24 protein-coding genes and 1 tRNA gene are annotated in these 21,365 nt (G+C 61.0%); 12 read left to right on the top strand and 13 right to left on the bottom strand.

Going from position 1 to position 21,365, the window contains the following annotated elements; genetic code table 11:
* Nucleotides 1–12: 12 nt before the first annotated feature.
* Nucleotides 13–1,296 (bottom strand): dihydroorotase, encoded by a 1,284-nt coding sequence (locus tag B5F94_RS01235; protein WP_087326855.1) that lies wholly within the window; start codon nt 1,294–1,296, stop codon nt 13–15.
* Between the two features lie 211 nt (nt 1,297–1,507).
* On the opposite strand from B5F94_RS01235, the gene B5F94_RS16645 reads away from it, so the two are divergent.
* Entirely contained in the window at nt 1,508–1,684 is a 177-nt protein-coding gene (locus tag B5F94_RS16645; protein WP_164475006.1) for a hypothetical protein, read from the top strand.
* A 52-nt stretch (nt 1,685–1,736) separates the two neighbouring features.
* Here the strand turns inward: B5F94_RS16645 and B5F94_RS01230 are convergent, their stop codons facing one another.
* From B5F94_RS01230 to B5F94_RS01195, 8 genes are all read right to left on the bottom strand, one after another.
* Entirely contained in the window at nt 1,737–2,315 is a 579-nt protein-coding gene (locus tag B5F94_RS01230; RefSeq protein WP_087326852.1) for an AAA family ATPase, read from the bottom strand.
* 16 nt (nt 2,316–2,331) lie between these two features.
* Complete coding sequence (locus tag B5F94_RS01225; RefSeq protein ID WP_087326849.1) at nt 2,332–3,735, bottom strand: MATE family efflux transporter; 1,404 nt, start codon at nt 3,733–3,735, stop codon at nt 2,332–2,334.
* Nucleotides 3,736–3,854: 119 nt separating this feature from the next.
* Complete coding sequence (locus B5F94_RS01220; RefSeq protein WP_087326846.1) at nt 3,855–4,295, bottom strand: MarR family winged helix-turn-helix transcriptional regulator; 441 nt, start codon at nt 4,293–4,295, stop codon at nt 3,855–3,857.
* Between the two features lie 71 nt (nt 4,296–4,366).
* Nucleotides 4,367–5,089, bottom strand: a complete 723-nt coding sequence (sigE, locus tag B5F94_RS01215) for an RNA polymerase sporulation sigma factor SigE (RefSeq protein ID WP_087187107.1) — start codon at nt 5,087–5,089, stop codon at nt 4,367–4,369.
* Nucleotides 5,090–5,101: 12 nt separating this feature from the next.
* The gene (locus tag B5F94_RS01210; protein ID WP_087326842.1) at nt 5,102–5,950 is read right to left on the bottom strand and encodes a sigma-E processing peptidase SpoIIGA; all 849 of its coding nucleotides are present in this window, start codon (nt 5,948–5,950) and stop codon (nt 5,102–5,104) included.
* Nucleotides 5,951–6,092: 142 nt separating this feature from the next.
* Complete coding sequence (locus tag B5F94_RS01205) at nt 6,093–6,434, bottom strand: DsrE family protein (protein ID WP_087266097.1); 342 nt, start codon at nt 6,432–6,434, stop codon at nt 6,093–6,095.
* Between the two features lie 2 nt (nt 6,435–6,436).
* Complete coding sequence (hisC, locus tag B5F94_RS01200) at nt 6,437–7,501, bottom strand: histidinol-phosphate transaminase (RefSeq protein ID WP_087326839.1); 1,065 nt, start codon at nt 7,499–7,501, stop codon at nt 6,437–6,439.
* Nucleotides 7,498–7,692, bottom strand: coding sequence for a DUF951 domain-containing protein (locus B5F94_RS01195; RefSeq protein WP_087266101.1), 195 nt, complete (start codon nt 7,690–7,692; stop codon nt 7,498–7,500). The genes hisC and B5F94_RS01195 overlap by 4 nt, the downstream gene beginning before the upstream one ends.
* Before the next feature lie 134 nt (nt 7,693–7,826).
* Between B5F94_RS01195 and B5F94_RS01190 the strand changes: the two genes are divergently transcribed.
* The 4 genes from B5F94_RS01190 to B5F94_RS01175 all read left to right on the top strand — a co-directional run bounded on the left by B5F94_RS01190 (nt 7,827) and on the right by B5F94_RS01175 (nt 12,794).
* On the top strand, nt 7,827–8,771 hold the full coding sequence (locus B5F94_RS01190) for a S1 RNA-binding domain-containing protein (RefSeq protein WP_242965529.1): 945 nt from the start codon (nt 7,827–7,829) through the stop codon (nt 8,769–8,771).
* 147 nt (nt 8,772–8,918) lie between these two features.
* Complete coding sequence (locus B5F94_RS01185) at nt 8,919–9,617, top strand: response regulator transcription factor (RefSeq protein WP_087266103.1); 699 nt, start codon at nt 8,919–8,921, stop codon at nt 9,615–9,617.
* Nucleotides 9,592–11,637 carry a sensor histidine kinase gene (locus B5F94_RS01180; RefSeq protein ID WP_087326836.1) on the top strand — a complete coding sequence of 682 codons (2,046 nt, stop codon included), beginning with the start codon at nt 9,592–9,594 and terminating at the stop codon, nt 11,635–11,637. Before B5F94_RS01185 ends, B5F94_RS01180 begins: the two co-directional genes overlap by 26 nt.
* Nucleotides 11,634–12,794 carry a DUF4358 domain-containing protein gene (locus tag B5F94_RS01175; protein WP_087326833.1) on the top strand — a complete coding sequence of 387 codons (1,161 nt, stop codon included), beginning with the start codon at nt 11,634–11,636 and terminating at the stop codon, nt 12,792–12,794. The genes B5F94_RS01180 and B5F94_RS01175 overlap by 4 nt, the downstream gene beginning before the upstream one ends.
* Nucleotides 12,795–12,833: 39 nt before the next feature.
* Here B5F94_RS01175 and B5F94_RS01170 read toward each other — a convergent pair whose 3' ends face one another.
* Both B5F94_RS01170 and B5F94_RS01165 read right to left on the bottom strand, forming a co-directional pair.
* Complete coding sequence (locus tag B5F94_RS01170) at nt 12,834–13,262, bottom strand: PaaI family thioesterase (RefSeq protein ID WP_087326830.1); 429 nt, start codon at nt 13,260–13,262, stop codon at nt 12,834–12,836.
* A gap of 71 nt (nt 13,263–13,333) precedes the next feature.
* Nucleotides 13,334–13,421 (bottom strand) — tRNA-Leu (locus tag B5F94_RS01165).
* A 168-nt stretch (nt 13,422–13,589) separates the two neighbouring features.
* Between B5F94_RS01165 and B5F94_RS01160 the strand changes: the two genes are divergently transcribed.
* The 5 genes from B5F94_RS01160 to B5F94_RS01140 all read left to right on the top strand — a co-directional run bounded on the left by B5F94_RS01160 (nt 13,590) and on the right by B5F94_RS01140 (nt 17,900).
* A complete protein-coding gene (locus B5F94_RS01160; protein ID WP_087266195.1) occupies nt 13,590–13,913 on the top strand; it encodes a PadR family transcriptional regulator in 324 nt (107 codons plus the stop codon).
* Nucleotides 13,910–15,139, top strand: coding sequence for a DUF2812 domain-containing protein (locus tag B5F94_RS16825; RefSeq protein WP_087326827.1), 1,230 nt, complete (start codon nt 13,910–13,912; stop codon nt 15,137–15,139). Before B5F94_RS01160 ends, B5F94_RS16825 begins: the two co-directional genes overlap by 4 nt.
* Complete coding sequence (locus B5F94_RS01150; RefSeq protein ID WP_242965526.1) at nt 15,136–16,194, top strand: DUF2812 domain-containing protein; 1,059 nt, start codon at nt 15,136–15,138, stop codon at nt 16,192–16,194. The genes B5F94_RS16825 and B5F94_RS01150 overlap by 4 nt, the downstream gene beginning before the upstream one ends.
* Nucleotides 16,195–16,298: 104 nt before the next feature.
* Entirely contained in the window at nt 16,299–16,904 is a 606-nt protein-coding gene (locus B5F94_RS01145; protein ID WP_087326824.1) for an FMN-dependent NADH-azoreductase, read from the top strand.
* Nucleotides 16,905–17,900 (top strand): asparaginase, encoded by a 996-nt coding sequence (locus B5F94_RS01140; protein WP_087326821.1) that lies wholly within the window; start codon nt 16,905–16,907, stop codon nt 17,898–17,900.
* A gap of 45 nt (nt 17,901–17,945) precedes the next feature.
* Here B5F94_RS01140 and B5F94_RS01135 read toward each other — a convergent pair whose 3' ends face one another.
* Both B5F94_RS01135 and B5F94_RS01130 read right to left on the bottom strand, forming a co-directional pair.
* Nucleotides 17,946–18,371 (bottom strand): flavodoxin, encoded by a 426-nt coding sequence (locus B5F94_RS01135; protein WP_087326817.1) that lies wholly within the window; start codon nt 18,369–18,371, stop codon nt 17,946–17,948.
* Between the two features lie 28 nt (nt 18,372–18,399).
* On the bottom strand, nt 18,400–18,966 hold the full coding sequence (locus tag B5F94_RS01130; RefSeq protein ID WP_242965525.1) for a DUF3793 family protein: 567 nt from the start codon (nt 18,964–18,966) through the stop codon (nt 18,400–18,402).
* A 191-nt stretch (nt 18,967–19,157) separates the two neighbouring features.
* Between B5F94_RS01130 and B5F94_RS01125 the strand changes: the two genes are divergently transcribed.
* Entirely contained in the window at nt 19,158–20,111 is a 954-nt protein-coding gene (locus B5F94_RS01125; protein WP_242965540.1) for a tRNA dihydrouridine synthase, read from the top strand.
* A gap of 5 nt (nt 20,112–20,116) precedes the next feature.
* Entirely contained in the window at nt 20,117–21,190 is a 1,074-nt protein-coding gene (gene proC / locus B5F94_RS01120) for a pyrroline-5-carboxylate reductase (protein ID WP_087326811.1), read from the top strand.
* The last annotated feature ends 175 nt before the right edge of the window (nt 21,191–21,365 follow it).

The following is a 21,365-nucleotide window of genomic DNA, read 5'->3' as shown; positions in this document are numbered from 1 at the left end:
TCTTAAAATCTCTTATTTCTCATCCTGATAAATGATCTTTCCGCCCACGATGGTGTACTTGATCTTTCCCTTCAGCTCCTTGCCGGCGAAGGGGGTGTTGCGGCCCTTGGAGGCAAACTGCTCCGGGTCCACCGTCCACACCTCATCCGGGTCGAAGATAACCACGTCGGCGTCAGCGCCGATTGCCAGCCGGCCCTTGGTGGGCAGGCGGAGGATGCAGGCGGGATTGATGGTCATTTTCCGCAGAATGTCAGACAGTGGCAGTTCCCCAGTGTGGTACAGATAGGTCAGGGTAACGCCCAGGGCAGTCTCCAGGCCCACCATGCCGCTGGGGGCCTCGGTGAGGGGCCGGGCCTTCTCCTCGGCGGAGTGGGGGGCGTGATCGGTAGCGATGGCGTCAATGGTACCGTCCTTCAGGCCCTCGATGATTGCCTCCACATCGGACCAGGTCCGCAGAGGCGGGTTGACACGGGCCATGGTGCCCTGGGCCAAAATCTCATCCTCGGTGAGGGAGAAATACTGGGGGCAGGTCTCGCAGGTGATCTGTACGCTCTTGCGCTTGTACCGCCGGACAATGGCCACCGATTTTGCGGTGGAGATGTGGCAGATGTGGACCGCGGCACCGGTCTCCTCGGCCAACATGGCGTCCCGGGCTACCATCAGCTCCTCGGCGATGGCGGGCCGCCCGTCCAGACGCAGCTGGCGGGATACCCTTCCCTCGTTGACGGCGTAGTTTTTCACCATATCCGCATCCTCACAGTGGGACAGGATGGTGAGATCCTGCCGGTGGGCCATGATGAGGCCATCCCGCATCAGATTGGCGTTCTGGATGGGCACACCGTCGTCGGACAGGGCCACTACTCCCGCACCTTTCAGAGCCTCAAAATCGGTGAGTTCCTGGCCTCGCTGTCCCTTGGACACCGAGCCGATGGGCCAGACATGGACCCCGCAGGCCTCCGCCGCCTTTCTGCGGACAAAGTCCACCTGCTCGGGGCAGTCCACCGTGGGCCTGGTGTTGGGCATACAGGCGATGGAGGTAAAGCCGCCCCGGGCGGCAGCTGCCGCGCCGGTCTCGATGGTCTCCTTGTACTCAAATCCGGGCTCCCGCAGATGGACGTGCATATCCACCAGTCCGGCGCACACGGTCAGTCCCGCCGCGTCGATGATCTGAGCGCCCGGCTCATTGATGTTGCTGCCGATGACAGTCACCTTTCCGTCTTCCATCAGGATATCCATGACACCGCCGATGCCCCCCACAGGGTCCACCAGGCGTCCCTGACGAATCAACAGTTTCACTGGATCACTCCTTTCCGTTCCGCGGGCCGGCTCTGTGGCCGAAACCCACATTTGCACAGCAAAAAAGGGTACAGGTCCTTCCCCCGTCCCCTCCTGCAAGCCACTCTGTTCTTCGCCCTTCATTATAACTTGAATCGCATATTTTAGCAATGGATTTTTCAGCATTCCGGGCAATAATAAATACGGACATCCAAGGAAGGGAGCTGAGCAAATGACTAATCACACCTTTTTAGGCGGCATGGGCCTTGGCATTCTGGCCGGGGCCGCTATGGGCATGGCGGTAGCCGCCAAGGGGATGCAGAATCCCAAAATGCGCCGCATGGCCAAAAAGGCCACCCGGAAGATGGACCAGATGAAGGATGATCTGGCCGACACCATGGGCTTTTAAGCCAAGAACAGCAAAAAAGACCGCCGTTGGCGGTCTTTTTTGCTGCAATTACTCAGTAGAGCTGCCGGATCAGCTCCGCACAGCGGTCGATGCCCAGGGTTCCGCTGTTGAGGGTAAGGTCATAGTTCTGGGCGTGGCCCCACTTCATATCGGTATAGAACCGGTGGTAGGCCGCCCGGCGCTTATCCTTCTCTTTCAGCCGCTGCTCCGGAGAGGCCTCCCGCTCCCCGTACACCTCCACGATCCGTTTGGCCCGGAAGGCCATATCCGCATGGATAAATACCCGCAGACAATCAGCCTTGTCCCGAAGGATATAGTCGGCACACCGGCCCACAATAACGCAGGATTCCTTCTCCGCCAGTTCGGTAATGATCCTGCACTGGATCTTCCAGATATAGTCCTCGTTGGTGGGGCCCGCAGTACCGTGGGCAAAGGCAGAGGCCAGTATCCCGCCGGGGGCATACTCCCCCGCCTCCTTGATATAATTTTTGTGAAAACCGCTCTCCGCCGCAATCTTCTCAATCAGCTCACTGTCATAGCAGGCAATGCCCAGAGCTTCGGCCACCTTTTTGCCAATGGTACGGCCGCCGCTGCCAAATTCACGGCTGATGGTGATGATCCGGTTTTTCATGATTGATCCACTCCTTTTATGCGATCTCAGGCGCTTCGGATTGCAGCCGGTGCTCCCGCTTCAGGTGGTTGTGCTCATGGATCAGCAGGCCCAGAGAGAGCAGGAAGGCCAGGCCGTCGGCTACAGGGCCGGTCCACAGCACCCCCTCCACCCCCAGGAACAGGGGCAGGATCAAAGCCGCGGGCACAAAGAAAATGATCTGACGGGCCAGGGAGAGAATGGCGGACTTGACAGGCTTGCCCACCGCCTGGAGATAGACTGCCGCCACCGTCTGGAACCCGGTAAGGGGGCAGAGCATCAGGAAGATGCGGAAGGCCTTTACAGCAAACTCGTTATAAAGCCCCTCCTCGGAACCAAACAGCATGACTACGCTCATGGGCGCGAACTGGAAAATCAAAAAGGCTACGATGGACACCACCTCAGAGGCGATGAGGGAAATTTCCAGGGCTTTTTTCACCCGCTTGAAGTTTTTGGCACCGTAGTTGAAACCGATGATGGGCTGGGTACCGGTGGCGATGCCCAGCAGAATAGCGATCATGATCTGGTTGACCTTCATCACAATACCGGTGGCGGTCAGAGGGATCTCTGCACCATAAACAGAGGTAGCACCATAAACCGCCAGCAGGTTATTGGTCAGCGCCATAACAATGGTGATGGCAAACTGGGTAATAAAGCTGCTCAGGCCGAAGGTAAGGATATTGCCGCAGGTCCGGCCGTTCAGGCGGAAGGAAGCGGCATCAGGATGGACGGTCTTGAACCGGGGCAGATAGACCGCCGACACCACAAAGGAGGCCACCTGCCCGATCACCGTAGCGATGGCAGCACCCTGTACCCCCATATGAAAAACAAAGATAAAGACCGGGTCCAGAATCACGTTGAGGACCGCGCCGATGATCATGGAAAACATGGCGTATTTGGGGCTGCCATCCGCACGGATCATGGAATTGATGGCGGCTGATATCATCATAAAAGGCAGACCGAGGCCAATGATGAAGCCATACTCCAAGGCCAGAGACCGCAGCAGGTCGGTTGCGCCGAAGAGGGTCAGGATCGGGTCGATGAACAGCAGGAACACCACAGCCAGGACGATGCTGACCACGGTCACCAGGGCAACCGCGTTGCCCACGCCCTTCTTGGCCACGTCCACCTTGCCCTCACCCAGCTTCAGGCTCAGAAAGGCCGCGCCGCCGTTGCCGATCATCATAGCCAGTGCCAGGGCAATGATGGTGATGGGAAACACCACATTGGTGGCGCCGTTGCCCAGGTAGCCTACGCCCCAGCCGATAAAGATCTGGTCTACGATGTTGTACAGGGAATTGACCAGCAGGGCAATGACGCTGGGAACGGCAAATCTCAGGATCAACCGGCCAATGGGCTCCGTGGCAAAGGGACTCTCGCGCTCTGGTACTTCTTTTTCCATCTTGACTTGCACTCCTTTTAGGTAACTAGTTACTTATTTAGCGATAAAAAAGCAGGCAGCGCGCTTGAGTTATCTCCTCAGCACACCGCCTGGGAATTCACTTTTTCTGACCGAAAGGGTCACTCCAGATCGATATTGCTCAAGATCAGATCAATGGCCTCCCTCAGCATTTCCTTTTGCTGGGGCGTAAAATCCCGGCACAGCTCCTCCAGTACCTCCCTGTCCTGCTCCAAAATGGTCTCATGGATTCCTGCAGAGCGCTCGGTACAGGTAATTTTCTTATATCGCCGGTCCTTCTCACTGGGCACGCACCGGACCAGGCCCTTGCTCTCCAGCCGCTGGAGCATCTTGGTCATGGCCGGATGGGTCACGTGCTCGATGTGCTCCAGATCGTTTTGGTGGATCTCCTCTTTCCCGGCCGCCTCCAGGCGGCTCACCGATCCCAGTACCCGCAGCTGGGCCCAGGTCAGCCCCATGGCAGCTGCCTTCTCATCCATCCGCCTGCGAAATTCCCGGCTGATGACTGCGATCTTCAGGCCAAAGGGCATCCTTCCCGTCATACTTCCACCTCATCCAAATAAGTAACTAGTTACATATTATACCCCTTCCTGCGGTTTGTCAAGGCAGCTGGTCACATCAGCCGTAAAATCTCCCGCTTGAGCCGGGCGATAATCCGCTTTTCCAGCCGGGAGATGTAGGACTGGGAGATGCCCAGGCTGTCGGCCACCTCCTTCTGGGTGCGCTCCGGCTTGCCGTCCAGGCCGAAGCGGAGGGTGATGATATGCCGCTCCCGCTCCTCCAGCCGCTCCAGAGCGTCGGAGAGCAGCTTGCGGTCCACATCCTCCTCGATGGGTTTCATCACCAGATCGCTGTCAGTGCCCAGAATGTCGGAGAGCAGCAGTTCGTTGCCGTCCCAGTCGGTATTTAGCGGCTCGTCAAAGGATACCTCGCTTTTCAGATTGGTGGTCTTGCGCAGATGCATCAAAATCTCATTTTCGATACATCGGGAGGCATAAGTAGCCAATTTGATGTTTTTGGCAGGCTGGTAGGTATTGATGGCCTTGATGAGCCCGATGGTACCGATGGAGATGAGGTCCTCAATGCCTACCCCCGTATTTTCAAACCGACGGGCGATATACACCACCAGCCGCAGGTTGCGCTCAATGAGCTGGGATTTCACCCCCTCGTCCCCCTCATCCAGGCGGCGGATGAGTTCCGCCTCCTCATCCCGGGACAGTGGGGGCGGCAGGGTGTCGCTCCCCCCGATGTACATGATTTTGCCCGGCAGCCTCAGCCCCAGCCGCGCCAGCAGCTTTTGTATGCGCCCATACCAGCGCGTCTTCCAGCTCTTCATAGCCATCCTCCTTTATGCTCCGATGAGGGCGCAGTAGCCGCCCCCGTCGGTGAGCCCGGTGGGCGACAGCGCCACCAGCAAAGGACCGTAGTCCTCCCTGCCCACCTTTACCTTGTCACTGCGCAGGGCCAGCAGCAGCCCGCACTCTACCCCCACCGCCTGATAGGACAACAGCCGGCACCGCAGGCCTGCGTTGCTCAGCCGCTCCAGAGCTGCGGAAGGGTCGCGGAGCTCTGCCTGGCAGGGGGCGGTCCCCGGCGGAAACAGGGTCTTTACCTTCTCCCCCTCTGCCACCAATACCGGCCTGCCGGTGGCCGGGTCGGTGAGGGTATTGCCCGTATCCACCAATGCGGTGAGGACCGCCCGCCGTCCCCCCAGCTCCACGACTGCCGGGGCCAGCTCCCGCCGGGAGCAGTGGCGGGCGGCACGCTGAAAGAGCAGGGTAACAAGCCCATAGCACCCCGCCGCCGACAGCAGCACCAACTTCAGGTCAAGGGGAGATGCCAACACCCCATTGGCCATGGTAAGGCTGCGGCTGCCCAGCATCTGAAGGGCAAAGATACCTCCGCCAAAGGCAGCGGACACCACAAAGAACACCAGGCACACCCGCAGCAGCCACCGGCTGCCGCCGTAGCCGATCAGTACGGTCAGCACCCCCACTCCCACTTTACACAGAGGATGGACCAGGAAGCCCAGCCCCGGCAGGAACACCGCCCCGGCGTAAGCCGCCCCCAGGGCGGCCCCCAAAGCCAAACGCCCCCGGCGGAGTATCTCCCCTGCCAGCCGTCCGGCGGCCAGCAGCAGCAGATAGTCCACCACAAAATTCAGCAAAAACACCTCGTCCAGATAGACCACCGTCATGCGGCTCCCCCCTTCCGGCGTGCAGACCCCATTATACCTGCCTGTCTCCATAAAAAAGGTCAAATCGGGGACAGGGCACAAAAATGGCCCGCCGTGGATTGAATCTCCACGGCGGGCCATATTATGACAGGATTCGATTAAATCAGACGGTGAGCAGAGGCGCCCGACTCTTGATGAGCTCGGTGAGGGGCGGACCCCAGGAGATCACCTCCAGGCCCATGTCCCGCAGGTCCTGCTCCACACCCAGTTCCCGAGCGCAGGTGACGCAGGCAGAGAAGGCCACCCCCTGCTCCATAGCCAGGGCGATGCGCTCCCGAACCGCCGGGTCATGGGCGGCCAGGGCCGCCGTGTCCCCCCACAGGATGACGGTCACCTTCTCCCACCAGCCCCGGACCAGGCTGTTGACGGCATACATCAGCACCATCTTGTCAAAGACGGTGGGGTCGGCATTGGTCCATAAAATATGCAGATGATTTTCGTCCATGGTCACTTTCCTCCCACCAGTTCCGTCATAGCGGCGCACAGAGCCTGCATCTCCTGGTCAGTGCCTACGGTGATCCGCAGGTAGTCCCGGATGCGGGGCTTGTCCCACCAGCGGACCAGTATGCCCCGCTGCCGCAGGCCGTCCAGCAGCTCCTTTGCGGGCACATCGGGATGGGAGACAAAGAGGAAATTGGCGGCGGAGTCGGTGACAATAAAGCCCAGCTTCTTCAGGTGGGCAGCGGTACACTCCCGGGTGTTCTGGATCTTCATGGAAGTGGCACGCAGATAATCCCGGTCCCGCAGGGCTCCCTCCGCCCCGGCCAGGGCCAGACGATCCAGGGTATAGGAGTTAAAGGAGTTCTTCACGCAGTTAAGGGCGGCGATCAGCTCCTTGTTGCCCATGGCAAAGCCCACCCGCAGTCCGGCCAGGGACCGGGATTTGGACATGGTCTGTACCACCACCAGGTTGGGATAGCGGTCGATGAGCTCCACAGCGGAGTGGGCGCCGAAGTCCACATAGGCCTCGTCCACCACCACCACAGCATCGGGGTTGGCCTCCAGCACCGCCCGGATGCCGCACAGGGACAGCTCCCGTCCAGTGGGGGCGTTGGGATTGGCAATCACTACGCCGCCGTTGGGCTCCAGGAAAGGCTCCAGAGGCAGAGCGAAATGCTCGTCCAGCGGCACCTCCTGGTAGGTCAGGCCGTACAGGTCGGCATAGACGGGATAAAAGCTGTATGTAATGTCCGCAAAGAGGATGGGCCGGTCCGGGTCAAAGAAGGCCTGAAAACACATAGCCAGCACCTCGTCGGAGCCATTGCCCACAAAGATCTGGGAGGGTTTCAGGCCGTAGGTGGCCCCCAGCAGCTCCCGCAGGGTGGTGCAATCCGGGTCGGGATAGAGCCGCAGGGTGTCGCAGGCCGCTTCCCGGATGGCGGCCAGGGCCATGGGAGAGGGCGGATAGGGGTTCTCGTTGGTATTCAGCTTAATGAATTTCCGGTCCCGGGGCTGCTCCCCCGGCACATAGGGGGTCAGTGCCCTGGCCCGCGCGCTCCAATACTGGTTCATGTCTCGTCCTCCCCCGGCCGAATGATCTTCTTAATGCTTTTTTCCGCTTTGCTCCGGGGGATCATCAGCTCATGGCCGCATCCCGCGCACCGCAGACGGAAATCCATCCCTACCCGCAGCACCTGCCACCGCCGGCTGCCGCAGGGGTGCTCTTTCTTTAGCTCCAGCACGTCACCTACATGGATGTCCATGGGTTTTCCCCCTTTTGCTTCACTTTATCCGTGTAAAGAATATTATAAATTCCCGGTCCCCCTCTGTCAATTCAAGGTTCCCCATTGCATATCATTGTCTGGTAAGAAAAAAATCACCCCAACACAGAAAGGATTTGGTCAGATTGACGAACCGTTTTCCACCCGAGGGGCGGCTGCTCCACACCCCGGAAAATCAGGCTGCCTGCGCCGACGCCCAAGGGCTCAGGCAGGCTATGGAGTCGGAGGCGGTGCTGGAGGGGACCGCCCTGCTGTGTACGCCGGAGCATGATCTCGTCGTGGCCGTAGGCCCCTATCGGGGGCTCATTCCCCGGACGGAGGCCGCCCTGGGCATTGCCGAGGGGGTCACCCGGGACATTGCCATCCTCTCCAGAGTTGGCAAGCCAGTTTGCTTTACAGTCACTTCTATGGAAGAATCCGACGGGGAGCCCCGCCCCCTGCTCTCCCGGCGGCGGGCCCAGCAGAAGGCGCTGTCCTACCTGCTGGAGCACTGGAAGTCCGGTCAGGTCATTTCCGCCCGGGTCACCCATCTGGAGCCCTTTGGCGCCTTTGTGGACATAGGCTGCGGGGTACCCTCCCTCATTGGGGTGGAAAATATTTCGGTGTCCCGCATTCCCCACCCCGCCGTCCGGTTCCGGGTGGGGCAAGACATTCTGGCGGCGGTGCTGGACCTGGACCCGGCCCTGGGCCGGATCTACCTGACCCACAAGGAGCTGCTGGGCACCTGGGCAGAGAACGCCGCCCCCTTCCAGCCTGGCATGACGGTGCCGGGGGTGGTGCGTGGGGTCAAGGACTATGGCGTGTTCGTGGAGCTGACCCCCAACCTGTCCGGGCTGGCAGAGCAGGACTGTCGCCTCACCGAGGGCGCTCGGGTGTCGGTGTACATCAAGGCCATCCTGCCCGAGCGGATGAAGATCAAGCTGCTGGCCATTGAGCCCCTGCCTCCATTGGGAGACCCCCAGCCTCTCCACTACTTCATCCGGGAGGGACGGCTGGACCACTGGAAATACGCACCCCCCGGCTGCGTGAAGGTGGGCGCCGAAACCATCTTTGCCGACTGAGCAAGCCCCCGGACAGCTTTTGCTGTCCGGGGGCTTCTGTTATTGCCCATCCCTCCTTGGGTATGATAAAATCGTAAGAAATACGAAAGGTTTCCTCCCCGTCTTTGAAAGAAACCTCTGCTATGCTGTACCCATGGAGGGATCAATATGAATGAAGTCATTCTTGTGGTGGACGACGACGCCGAGATCGTCCGCGCCATCGCAATTTTGCTGGAAAAAGAGGGCTACCGGGTGCTGAAGGCCTACAACGGCCTCCAGGCCCTGGATCTGGCTATGGACCCGTCTCTGCGGCTCATCCTGATGGACGTGATGATGCCCAAGCTGGACGGGCTGTCTGCCGTGCTCAAGATCCGGGAGCAGCGCAACCTGCCCATTCTCATCCTCAGCGCCAAGGGAGAGGATACCGACAAAATCCTGGGCCTGTCCATGGGGGCGGACGACTATATCGCCAAGCCCTTCCACCCCCAGGAGCTGGTGGCCCGGGTGCGCAGCCACCTGCGGCGGTACACCCAACTGGGGGACGTAAACGCTCCCAGCCAGAAGGCGGAACTGGTCACCGGGCGGCTGTGCTACCTGCCCGACCAAAAGACGCTGCTGGCTGACGGCGTGCCGGTGCGGCTCACCGCCACCGAGCTGAAGATCGTGGACCTGCTGATGCGCAACCTGGGCCGGGTGTTCCCCGCCGAGGAGATCTACCGCCGGGTGTGGAACGAGGAGCCCTATTCCGCAGAAAACACGGTGATGGTGCATATTCGCCGCATTCGGGAGAAAATCGAGCTCAATCCCAAAGAGCCGGAATATTTAAAGGTGGTGTGGGGCATTGGATACAAAATCGAGAAGCATTAAGCCCGCCCTGGCCTTTTTGGCCCTGTTTTTCGGCGTCAATCTGCTCATACTGGCCCTGGCCACCGGCTATTCGGCGGTCCACACCCTGGGCTGGCACGGCATCAGCGACGCTTTCCAGTCCGATTATCAGAATACCGCCGACTTTCGGCGCACCATCTCACAGTGGTTTTACAGCTTTGCCGACCCGGACTGGCAGGAACATTACCAGCTGAGCGATCAAAATCTGCTCTACAAGGTAACCAGAGACGGTCAGACGGTGACCACCAACGCCGACGGCCTCTCCCCCGACGCCCTGCCGGAGGGATACAACTTCCTGCTCTATTTTAACGGGGAGACCGTCACCATTCAAAAGGACGGCCAGGAAATAGACATTTACGGCGACGGCTACTACCGGGAGGAGGACCAGTGGAACCTGCCCGGCTACCGCAATATGCCGGTCCCCCAGTCCTACGCCGGGCTCACCATTACCATGGCTGTGGCCAAAGAACCGGTGGCCTATATTGCGGACACCGCTGCTCTGACCGGCGATGTCATAACTGACAGCGGCCTCTACTCCACAATGGATTATGCCGCCCGCCTGCAGTTTCCCCTAGTTCTGTTTGTGCTGGCGCCGCTGGTAGTGGGGACAGTGCTGCTGCTGTGGTCCATTCTGTGGCATAAACACAAGGTGCGGGCAGACCAGGCCATCGCTTGGTTCACCGGAAAGATCTGGCTAGAGGTCAAGCTGGTGCTGCTCATTCCCTTTTTTCTGGCCTGCATCGCCGCCTTTTTCTGTCTGGTGAGCCTGTATACCGCTCATTATTACACCATCTGGTTCTATCTGTCGGTACCGGTGGCCCTATGGTGGGCCTACCTCTACCTCAACGACCTGCGATACAACTTCGGCCACATCACCGCCAACAGCCTGTGCGCCCTTCTGGCCCGGCTGTACCGGGGCGGGGAGCTGTCCTGGCCCGCCGGACAGCGGATGATGCGCCGCTCTGCCCTACAGTTCCTGGCGGCTGTGCCCTTTATTCTGGGCTGTATCGTGGTCTTTTTTCTTCTGTTCGGCCCCACCATGTCCCGCCTCCCTATTTTCTTTCTCCTGTTGCTGCTGGCCCTGGCAGGGCTCTTCCTCATCGCCGCCCAGCTGTGGTTGATGCTCCAAAACCGCCGCACCGCCGCCGACGTGGACACCCTGCTGGCCCGTATCCAGGCCGCCGGGACCGAACAGGCCGCTGCCGCGCCCCTGCCTCAGGACTCTGACCTGCGGGCTGCGGTGGAAGGGCTGGACCAGATGGAGTTACGGTTAAAAGACGCCCTGTCTGAGCAGATGAAGAGTGAAAAGCTGAAGCTGGAGCTCATCACCAACGTGTCCCACGACCTCAAGACCCCCCTCACCTCCATGGTGAGCTACACCGAGCTGCTGCGGCAGGAGGAGGACCTACCTGACCATGTTCGGGACTATATTTTGGTGCTCTATCAAAAGACCCTGCGGCTCCAGGCCATGGTGCAGGATGTGTTTGACGTAAGCAAGGCGGCCACCGGCAACCTGCCGGTCACCATACGGCCCCTGGACTTCGCCAAGCTGCTCCGCCAGACTCTGGCCGACCTGGACGAGGACATCCAGGCCTCCGGCCTTGCGCTCCGCTCCAATCTGCCCGATGGACCGGTGTGGATTATGGCTGACGGGGACCGGCTGTACCGGGTGTTCCAGAACCTTATTGGCAATGCCCTGAAATATGCTCTGGACGGCTCCCGGATCTACCTCACCCTCTCCGTGGAGGGGGACAGGGCCGCCGCTGTCATTCAGAACACCTCCCGGGAGGAGCTTCCCTACGGCGTGGACTTCACCGAGCGCTTTGTCCGGGGGGACCAGAGCCGCACCGATGGGGGCAGCGGCCTGGGCTTGTCCATTGCCCGTACCTTTACCGAGGCCTGCGGCGGTTCCTTCTCCATCCGCACTCAGGCCGATCTGTTCACCGCGTCAGTAACCTTCCCCCTGACCCAGACCAGACCCCAACCGGAGGTGTCACCATGAAACGAGTGACTTTGCTTCTGCTGTCCCTTCTTCTGCTGGCGGGCTGCGCCCCCAAGGAACCCACCACAGACGCCTCCGCCATCGATCTGGGAGGCGTGGTGTCGGAGTCCCAGCCGGAGGAATTCTACAATGGCCTGACGCCCCTCTCCAGCGAACTGGACCCAGAGGGGCTGGAGACCTATCTGACGGCGGCCTACGGCCTGGACCGGGAGGACTGGGTGGACGCCGTAGCAGCCTACTCTGAAGGGCTCCAGGCCTATGAGCTGGCGGTGATCCAGCTGGCTGACGGCGTGGATGCCGGATCGGCGGAGGAGCTGCTGCTGGCCTATCTGGAAGGCCGCCAGGCCGACTTTACAGGCTACGCCCCCGACCAGGCCGCCCTGGTAGAGGACGCCCTGCTGCTCCGGCAGGGACGCTGGCTTCTGCTGGTCATCTGCCCCGATCCCGAGGCCGCCAAGGAGGCCTTTCTGACCCGCTTTGACGGCGAGACCACCCAGACAGCGGCCCGCCCCTATACGGTGGAGCGGGACAGCCGGGGCTATGTGGTCTTTGATCCTCCCAATGAGGAGGAGATGCCCCTCTACGACACCGCCCCTGTGGTGGAGGCCTACCGCACTGGGGATACCTCCGCCCTGTCCGAAGAGGACGCCGCCATTCTGGAGATATGCCGGCAGGTGCTGGAGGCAGAGATCGACAACGATATGTCCCCGGCGGAGCAGGAACTGGCGGTCCACGACTGGATCATTGACCACGCCGCCTATGACGAGACCCATTCCTCCCCCAACCGCAGTCATCCCTACGGCCTTCTGGTGGAGGGGCAGGCCATCTGCATGGGGTACGCCAACACGTTCCAGCTGTTTATGGGACTGCTGGATATTCCCTGCGTCACGGTGATCGGGGCCTCCAGCGACTCCCGGCAGGACCACGCCTGGAACCTGGTACAGCTGGATGGGGACTGGTACGCAGTGGACACCACCTGGGACGATCCTCTGGGCGGTTTTGTGGATGTACCCGCCGCCAATGAGTCAGGGCACCACACTTACTTTAATGTGACCAGCGATTTTCTCCGGCAGACCGACCACCAGTGGGACTACGACGCCGTCCAGGAGGCGGAGGGTACTTACTGGACCTGGCGGCACCTCACCCGGAGACGCTGAAACGCAAAAAATGGCTGCCGGCGGCAGCCATTTTTGCGCTCAGACAGGATTTTTCCCGGCCCCGGGGGCGGCCCCCACGGTATAGCCGTTGACAGTGAGGTAGGCCACCTTGGCCCCCAGATCGTCAGTCACCTCCACGGCATAGAGGCAAGTGGTACGGCCGGCCTTCAGGCATCTGGCTTCAGCGATCAGGGTGCTCCCCCGGGCGGCGGAGAGAAAGCTGACCGACACCTGCTGGGTAACAGTGATACGGTCACTAAATCCGTTGGCAGCCACCGCAAAGGCAAAGTCGGCCAAGGTGAACACCGCGCCCCCCATGGGGACGGAGTTGGCGTTCAGGTGGACCGGCCGGATGGGCATCACGCACACCGCCCGTCCGGGCTCGGCCTCCCGGATGGCAGCGCCGGCGGCCTCGGTGGCAAAACGGTCCCCTGCAAAGCGGCTCCGGATCTCATTCAGCTCAGGCATAGATCAATCTCCTTTCCTGCGACATCATCAGAGTAAAAACAAAAGGACATCCTTTCGGATGTCCTTTCATCTGGTGCGCGAGGCGGGACTTGAACCCGCACGTGCGTAATGCACACTAGAACCTGAATCTAGCGAGTCTGCCAATTCCACCACTCGCGCATTTGGCGTTGCGCTGTCGTTCAGCGCGAGATATATATTACCACGTCGAATCCAGGTTGTCAACACTCTTTTTCACTTTTTTTGAATTTCTTTTTATATCGATATTCGCTATTGACTTTGTATCGAATATCGCTATACAATGAAGCTGACAAAGGGGGGTGGTTACCATTGGCACGCAAGAAGCTGGAGACGCTGACAGAGCAGATGTTCTATGTGCTGCTGGTCCTGCGGCAGGAGCGCCACGGCTACGGCATTATGCAGGCCATCACCGCCCTCACCAACGGTCGGGTGAACGTGGGAGCCGGTACCCTGTACGCCCTGCTGGAGCGATTTGAAAAGGATGGTTTGATCCTGCTCACCCGGACGGAACTCAACCGGAAATACTATCAGCTTACCCCTCAGGGAGACAAGGTGCTTCAGGACGAGTACCAGCGCATCCGCCAGCAGGCGGCGGATATGGAACAGGTATTGCGTGAGGAGGAAACGACATGAAGCGGAAATGGACGCTCTTTGCCTATCCTGTCATGGACATCAAGGCGGCGGAAGCTATGCTCAACCGCCGGGCTGGAGAAGGCTGGCGGCTGGAAAAGCTGTGGCTCAACTTGCTGGCCCGATTTGTTCCGGCGGAGAAGCCGGTGACCTACAGTCTGGACTGGTACGACCCCGCTCGGGAGGATGGGCCGGACTACCTCCGTCTGCTGGCCGACGCCGGGTGGTATCAGGCGGCCCAGACCGGCTACTGGAACATCTATGAGGCTCCGGCTGGTACGCCTCCCATCCAGACTGACGGCGAACTGGAATACCGGCGGTTCCGAAAAAAATCCCTTCACCGGATGATGTTCGGCTGGGCGGTCTGCCTGATCTGTTTTCTGCTGCTGGCTCTGCTCTCCCTGCTGCCCGGCCAGCCCGCCTGGCAATACTGGCTGGGCTTTCTCACCGGATACAACACCGCCGCCCTTGCCTTCCTCTGCCTGCCCCTGCTGCTGGCAGGGGGGCTGCTATGGTCCGGGCGGCTGCTGCTGCGGCTGATCCAGTGGCGTCAGGCGGCAAGCGCGGGCCTCCCCTTCCCCACGCCGGGACCCAAAAGTGCCATGGCGGCCCGTTTGTTGACAGTGCCGGGTTATCTTCTGATCCCTCTCTTTCTGCTCACCCTAATGCTGGATGTGAATGCAGGAACATACTCCCGGGCGTGTCTGGTGGGCATCCTTATCGGCGCGCTGCTCTATGCGCTGCTTAAGCAGGCCCCTGAGTACCGGCGTGCCCGGCGGGGAAACTGGATCATGGCTGGGGGCGCGGCGGTGATGCTGGTGGTCAGTCTGCTGCCTCTGTCTCCCCTGACCACCCGGATTCAGGTGGCCCCTCCCCTGGCAGGACAGCGGCTCCTCCCAACATCTGAGGCTACCTTCCGGGAGGACAGTACTACCTTCCTGGCCGCCCACACGGAATGGACCGAGTGGTGGTCGCCGGATGGGACAGATTACACGCTTGCGCTGGAGGGCCAAGGCTGGGTGCTGCCCTGGAACTGGCTGGCCGACGGTGTGCAGAACGCATTGACAAAACAGAATATGGCCCCCCTCCCCGGCTATGACGGCGTATGGGCCAACGGGGACAGCTATGTGCTCCGACGGGGTAATACGATCCTGTGGGTGGAGAGCGGACCACCCGCCAGCCAGTGGCTGGATCAGGTACTCATTCATTTGGAGGCTTCCACGGCATGAAACAGGAGAAACAAGCTTGTATCCGCTGGTTCCGCTACACTGTCGAGGACGCCAAAGCCGCTCAGGCGGAGCTGGACCAGCTGGCAGACAACGGCTGGGAGCTGGCGGAGCTGGGCATTTTCACCTCCGCCTTCCACCGCTCAGAGCAGCCCCGCCGCTGCTGGGTGGAGCCCGCCCGGTGGAAGAGCAGCAGCCGGAAGGACGAACAGGCCCGGGCGGATTATCTGGCCCTGTGTAATGAGGCAGGCTGGGATCTGTTGGATGAGGCAGGCGGTCTGTTCTATTTCCAGGCCAAACCCGGTACCCATCCCGCCCCCATTCAGACTGACGGCAGCATGGAATGGGAAGAGGTTTTAAAAAAGAGCCTTCGGAATCAGGCCAATACCTTTTTTTACTTGGTGATCTATTGGTCGGTCTATGGGGCAATCAAACTGTTCCGGGATCAGCCCCGGGTGTGGGAGATGTTTTTCTCCAACGGGGCTATGTTAGCTCAGCTGCTTCTATTGGCCTGGGCCGCCCTGGTACTGTATCTGGGGCTGCGGGTGGTCCGCTACCGGAGGAAATGCCGCCGGGCAGTGGAACATAACGCTCCCATACCGATTCCCAGCCGGAGCACCGCCCGATTCCGGGGCGCTGCACCCCTGTGCTATGCGCTCATAGCCTTGGGCATCGGGATCAGCCTTTTCATAAGTATCTCCGACAGCCATACGACCTTTGAAGGAGGCAGCACCCTGACCACTGGAGACTCCGTGTTCGGGCAGGCGGCAGAATATCGTCGGTTCTCCGAGGAAGATGGGGATCTGTGGGTGGAATCCTATGACTGCCGCACAAGCTGGTTGGCCGGTATCATCTGTGACGATCTGCGAGCCATTGAGGGCGACCGGGGCCGCCTGAACCGCTATTTCCACCTGCACAGCCCTGCAGGCGCTGACCCAGGCGGAACTGGGCTACGGCCAGGCCTGGACCTACCGCTGGGGCGAAGGCAACGGCCTGATCTTCCGGCAGGGGGACCGGGTGGTCCACATCGAGGCGGAGAAACTGGATCTTGCGGATAACAACACAGTATCCTCCCTGCTGGGGGAATTGAACCGGTCCGCTTGCGCCCTTCTGGAATCTGTGATAGCATAGACAGGAAAACAGACGCAGGAGCGTGAACACCATGGAACAACTTCTCTTTATAAATGCCTGTGTGCGGGGTGAGCGGTCCCGCACCCTGAAGCTGGCCCGCCGGTTCCTGGATCGCTGGCAGCAGGCCCACCCCGATGGAGCCGTTACCGAGGTGGACCTGTGCAAGGACCGTCCGGTACCCCAGTATCCCGAGGTGCTGGCGGAGCGGGATGAACTTTGGAACGCGGGCAAGCTGGACGATCCCATGTTCGACCTGGCTCATCAGTTTGCCGCCGCCGACCGGATCGTGGTCGCCGCCCCCTTCTGGGACCTGTCCTTCCCCGCCATCCTGAAGATCTATCTGGAGCGGATCTCGGTGACAAACATCACCTTCGGCTATGACGAGCAGGGCAACAACGTGGGCCTGTGCAAGGCGGGCAAGCTGCTGCTCATTACCACCCGGGGCGGCAACTTCTCCCTGCCCGAAACGGCATGGATGGAGATGGGCGCCCGGCAGCTGGAGGCTCTGTGCGCCATGTACGGCATTGACTCCTTCCAGTGTCTGGCCGCCGAGGGACTGGACGACATCCGCAACGACAAGGAGGCCATTCTGGCCGAGGCCATGGGTCGGGCGGACGCCATGGCGGAGGTGTTTTAAGTGAAGAGCCGCATTCTCCTCCTTACCACCGGCGGCACCATTGCTTCCCTGCCCACCGACGACGGACTGGCCCCCGGTCTGGACGGAGAGGATCTGGCGGAGCTGCTCCCCCGGGGCGTTACCGACTCCTACGACATCACCATCCGGGACATCCTCCATCTGGACTCCTCCAACATCCAGCCTGAGGAGTGGCAGACCATCGCCCGCCACGTCTTTGAGCAGCGGGGCGCCTATGACGGCATCGTCATCACCCATGGCACCGACACCATGGCCTACACCGCTTCCATCCTGTCCTTCATGCTCCGGGGCATCTCCATCCCGGTGGTGCTCACCGGGGCCCAGCTGCCCATGACCCATCCCCTCAGCGACGGTATGGAGAACCTGCGTACCGCTCTGGCCATGGCGGCCTCGAAGGTGGCGGGGGTGTTCCTGGCCTTTGACCGGAAGGTGATTTTGGGCTGCCGGGCAGTCAAGACCCGCACCACTGACTTCGACGCCTTTGAGAGCGTTAACTGGCCCCTGGCCGCCGCGGTGGACGGCAAGGGCCTTCAGATCCGCCGGGAGGCCATTCCCACCACCGCCGGGGCCTGTACCCTGCGGGACAGGTTGTGCGACAAGGTGTTCCTCATCAAACTCACCCCAGGTCTGGACCCGGAGATCTTTGATATGCTCCTCCAGATGCACTACCGGGGCATTGTCATTGAGGCCTTCGGCGCCGGCGGCCTCCACTTTGTCCGCCGGGACCTGATTTCCAAGCTCCAGACTGCCGCACAGGCGGGCATGACGGTGGTGGTATGCAGCCAGTGCCTGTACGAGCCCAGCGACTTCTCAGTCTACGAGGTGGGCCAGAAGGTACTGGCCCAGGGAGTCATCCAGGGCCGGGACATGACCACCGAGGCGGCGGTCACCAAGCTCATGTGGGTGCTGGGGCAGACCGACGATCCCGAGATCATCCGGGACTACATGGAGCGTTCCCTGGCGGGAGAAATGGCATAAGACAGCAAACGGGCGTACCGTACAAGGCGGCACGCCCGTTTTTTCTTAACTAACCAGAGCCTTGCCCAGGTCCCGGCAGGCGTCGGCGGCATCGGCGTCAGGGGCCTCGTGGGCAATCACCGGCTCGTCGGCCAGTTTGCAGCCCAGACCCTCGCACTCCTCCGCCCAGGTACGCATCCACTCGCCGTCTCCCCAGCCGTAGGAGCCGAAGAGGCCGATGGTCTTGCCCCCCAGGCTGCCCTTGACAGCGTCAAACATGGGCTGGAACTCCCCTTCCTCCAGCTGCTCGGCCCCCATAGAGGGACAGCCGAAGGCGATGGCATCGTAGCCGCTCACCAGATCGGGAGTAAAGAGGGCGGGCGGCAGCAGGTCGGCCTGACCGCCGGCAGCCACGATGCCCTCCTCCACCAGCTTGGCCATGGCCTCGGTGTTGCCGGTGCCGCTCCAATAAACCACTGCAATCTTGCTCATCTGAACCATCCTTTCTGAATCATCTTACTTATGCCGCCACGGTCAGCTGTCTCAGGGTCGCCCCTGCCGCAAACCGGCGACGGTAGACATTGGTACACTCCTTGAACCGGCGGAACTGCCCTTGGGCCTCCCTAGGATCGCCGTAGCACTTCCAACAGCCGCAGAGGGTAAAGTTCTTCCCCTTGTGGCGGATGAAGCCCTTCACGTCGGAGAGCGGATAGCCCAGGAACACCCCGATTTCATGGGGGAACTCCCCCTCCAGGCACAAACGGGCGGCCAGCTGCCGCAGGCAGCCCCGGCTCTCCGTCCAGGGCTCATACCCCATCTCCCGGAGAAAGGCACGGTGGTCCGGCTGGTTCAGCAGCCCCGCCAGGTCCTCCTTCCGGTAGAGGTAGACCAGATAGGCCCCCGTCCTCCGGCAGCCCTTCAGCAGGGTGAGCACCAGTCCCCGCTCCTCCAGCTCCCGGCGGCAGGCAAGAAATTCCCCGGCAAAGTCTCCCCCCTCCTCCGGCTGGTACCGAAACAGGCTGGCGGGCTTCAGCCCCGCCAGGGTGGGAGAGCCATGCTCAACAAGGGCGGCTTGCAGGGACATCATTGGTGCTCCTTTCGTGGTTAGTATTCACTAACCATATCATTTTATTTTTGGTTAGCTATCGCTAACCATGTCATAAAAATACCATACTTCCCCTCCCCTGTCAACCCCTTTTTTGCGTTTCCCTCCGCTTGACGGCGGCGGCCCGTCCTGCTACAATTTTCTTTAGCATGACAAAAGGAGCGAGTTGTTTGATGGTATCCCTCGCCCCCATGGAGGGGCTGACCACAGTTTACTACCGGCAGGCCCTGGCCCGCTGGTTCGGCGGAGTGGACCGGTACTTCACTCCCTTTCTGACTCCCACTCAGGACCACCGCTTCACCAAACGGGAATTGCGGGAGATCCTGCCGGAGCACAACGGCGGCCTTCCCACTGTGCCTCAGCTGCTCACCCGAAATGCAGAGGATTTTCTCTGGGCGGCGGGAGAGCTGGCTGCCATGGGCTACCGGGAGGTCAACCTGAACCTGGGTTGTCCCTCAGGCACGGTGGTGGCCAAGGGCAAAGGCTCCGGCTTTCTGGGCCATCCGGCGGAGCTGGATGCCTTTCTGGAGGAGATTTTTTCAAAGGCCCCCTGTGCCCTCTCCATCAAGACCCGGATTGGCCTGAAGAACCCGGAGGAATTCCCCGCCCTGCTGGCCATCTATCGAAAATACCCTGTGGCGGAGCTGATCGTCCACCCCCGGGTACGGACGGATATGTATAAGAACACCCCCCGATGGGACTGCTTCGGGGCGGCGCTGGAGGACTCCCCCTTCCCGGTGTGCTACAATGGGGATATCTACACCCCCGACGACGCCGCCAGGCTCCAGGCCGCCTTTCCAGCGGCAGAGCGGCTCATGCTGGGCCGGGGGTTGGCAGGCGATCCCGCCCTGGCCCGCCGCCTCAAGGGTGGGTCTGCCGCCAACAAGAAGGAACTGGCTGGGTTTGTGGACCAGGTGTATGAGAGCTATGCGGAAGCCTTTGGCAGCCGCCGCAACGCCATGCTGCGGATGAAGGAGGTCTGGTTTTACCTGATCCGCCTGTTTCTGGAGGGGGACAAGCTGTCCAAGGCCATCAAGAAGGCCCGGGACCCGCTGGACTACGAGTCTGCGGTACGCTCTGTCTTTTCGGACCTGGAACTCTCCCCCGTGCTCCGGCCCGACTGGTGAGGGCCATGGAATACTGGGTCTACATCCTCCGGTGTGCCGACGGCAGCCTGTACACCGGCACCGCCGCCGACGTAAACAAGCGGGTGGCGGTCCACAACTCCGGCAGAGGGGCCAAATACACCCGCTCCCGCCTGCCGGTGGAGGTGGTCTACCAGGAGGCCTGTCCTGACAAGGGGGCGGCTCTCCGGCGGGAATACGCCATCAAGCAGCTGCGCCGGCAGGACAAGCTGGCGCTCATCGCAGATTATCAAAGAAAGCTGGGATCTTTTATGAAAAAAGCGGCATTTATCGGCGCAGGCAACATGGGCGGCGCCCTCATCCAGGCGGCCTGCCAGGCCATTGGCCCGGACCAGGTGGTCATTACCGACCACGCCTACGCCAAGGCAGAGGAACTGGCCGGAAAGCTGGGCTGCACCGCGGTTCAGGACAACGGGGACGCCCTTCGGCAGGCCGAATACGTCTTTCTGTGCGTCAAGCCTCAGGTGATGGAGGGGGTAGTGAAGGCCCTGGTCCCCGCCCTGCGGGAGAAGCCGGACACCGTACTGGTGACCATCGCTGCCGGCATTCAGATCGCCACCCTGCGGGGCTGGCTGGGAGACTGCTCCCCCGCCATTCTGCGGATCATGCCCAACACCCCCGCCTCCATCGGTATGGGAATGCTGGCCCTCACCGGCGAGCCCGATGCCCGTGAGGAACACTATCAGGCCGTGGAGGCCATTCTGGCCAAGGCTGGCCGTGTGGAACGGCTGACCGAGGGTCAGATCGACGCCTTCTCCGCCGTGGCGGGCTGCGGTCCCGCCTTCGTCTATCCCTTCATTGAGGCTCTGGCCGACGGCGCGGTGAAGGTGGGTCTGCCCCGGCAGCAGGCCATAGTATACGCCGCCCAGATGGTGCTGGGCTCCGCCGCTATGGTGCTGGAGAGCGGCAAGCACCCCGGCCAACTGAAGGACGAGGTGTGTTCCCCCGGCGGCTCCACCATCGCCGGTGTGGCTGCGCTGGAGGCCCGGGCCTTCCGCTCCGCCGCCATTGAGGCGGTGGAGGCCGCCTACCACAAGACGGTGGATCTAGGAAAGGTGTAACAACTCCATAAACAGAAAACCAGGGTGTGCCCCACGGCACACCCTGGTTTTTTATGCTGGTGAATTATACTATCAAGCGCAACAATTTAGGGAAATAAAAAGAGTTCATATGGCCCCCAGTGGTAGAATGGAGTAATCACACAACCAAAACACCAGGAGGGGACTATATGAACTA

This window comes from Flavonifractor sp. An4, assembly GCF_002161755.1.
Lineage (GTDB): Bacteria > Bacillota > Clostridia > Oscillospirales > Oscillospiraceae > Flavonifractor > Flavonifractor avicola.
The sequence above is the reverse complement of the archived record's forward strand: the minus strand, read 5'-3'. Positions and strand labels throughout refer to the sequence as shown.

Excerpts from the sequence above, each read along its gene's own strand:
- B5F94_RS01225 (WP_087326849.1), bottom strand. The coding sequence starts at position 3,735 with ATGGAAAAAGAAGTACCAGAGCGCGAGAGTCCCTTTGCCACGGAGCCC.
- B5F94_RS01205 (WP_087266097.1), bottom strand. The coding sequence starts at position 6,434 with ATGGACGAAAATCATCTGCATATTTTATGGACCAATGCCGACCCCACC.
- proC (WP_087326811.1), top strand. The coding sequence starts at position 20,117 with ATGGAATACTGGGTCTACATCCTCCGGTGTGCCGACGGCAGCCTGTAC.
- B5F94_RS01210 (WP_087326842.1), bottom strand. The coding sequence starts at position 5,950 with ATGACGGTGGTCTATCTGGACGAGGTGTTTTTGCTGAATTTTGTGGTG.
- B5F94_RS01220 (WP_087326846.1), bottom strand. The coding sequence starts at position 4,295 with ATGACGGGAAGGATGCCCTTTGGCCTGAAGATCGCAGTCATCAGCCGG.
- B5F94_RS01130 (WP_242965525.1), bottom strand. The coding sequence starts at position 18,966 with ATGATGTCCCTGCAAGCCGCCCTTGTTGAGCATGGCTCTCCCACCCTG.
- B5F94_RS01175 (WP_087326833.1), top strand. The coding sequence starts at position 11,634 with ATGAAACGAGTGACTTTGCTTCTGCTGTCCCTTCTTCTGCTGGCGGGC.
- hisC (WP_087326839.1), bottom strand. The coding sequence starts at position 7,501 with ATGAACCAGTATTGGAGCGCGCGGGCCAGGGCACTGACCCCCTATGTG.
- B5F94_RS01135 (WP_087326817.1), bottom strand. The coding sequence starts at position 18,371 with ATGAGCAAGATTGCAGTGGTTTATTGGAGCGGCACCGGCAACACCGAG.
- B5F94_RS01230 (WP_087326852.1), bottom strand. The coding sequence starts at position 2,315 with ATGAAAAACCGGATCATCACCATCAGCCGTGAATTTGGCAGCGGCGGC.
- B5F94_RS01150 (WP_242965526.1), top strand. The coding sequence starts at position 15,136 with ATGAAACAGGAGAAACAAGCTTGTATCCGCTGGTTCCGCTACACTGTC.
- B5F94_RS01195 (WP_087266101.1), bottom strand. The coding sequence starts at position 7,692 with ATGGACATCCATGTAGGTGACGTGCTGGAGCTAAAGAAAGAGCACCCC.
- B5F94_RS01145 (WP_087326824.1), top strand. The coding sequence starts at position 16,299 with ATGGAACAACTTCTCTTTATAAATGCCTGTGTGCGGGGTGAGCGGTCC.
- B5F94_RS01170 (WP_087326830.1), bottom strand. The coding sequence starts at position 13,262 with ATGCCTGAGCTGAATGAGATCCGGAGCCGCTTTGCAGGGGACCGTTTT.
- B5F94_RS01185 (WP_087266103.1), top strand. The coding sequence starts at position 8,919 with ATGAATGAAGTCATTCTTGTGGTGGACGACGACGCCGAGATCGTCCGC.
- sigE (WP_087187107.1), bottom strand. The coding sequence starts at position 5,089 with ATGAAGAGCTGGAAGACGCGCTGGTATGGGCGCATACAAAAGCTGCTG.
- B5F94_RS16645 (WP_164475006.1), top strand. The coding sequence starts at position 1,508 with ATGACTAATCACACCTTTTTAGGCGGCATGGGCCTTGGCATTCTGGCC.
- B5F94_RS01125 (WP_242965540.1), top strand. The coding sequence starts at position 19,158 with ATGGTATCCCTCGCCCCCATGGAGGGGCTGACCACAGTTTACTACCGG.
- B5F94_RS16825 (WP_087326827.1), top strand. The coding sequence starts at position 13,910 with ATGAAGCGGAAATGGACGCTCTTTGCCTATCCTGTCATGGACATCAAG.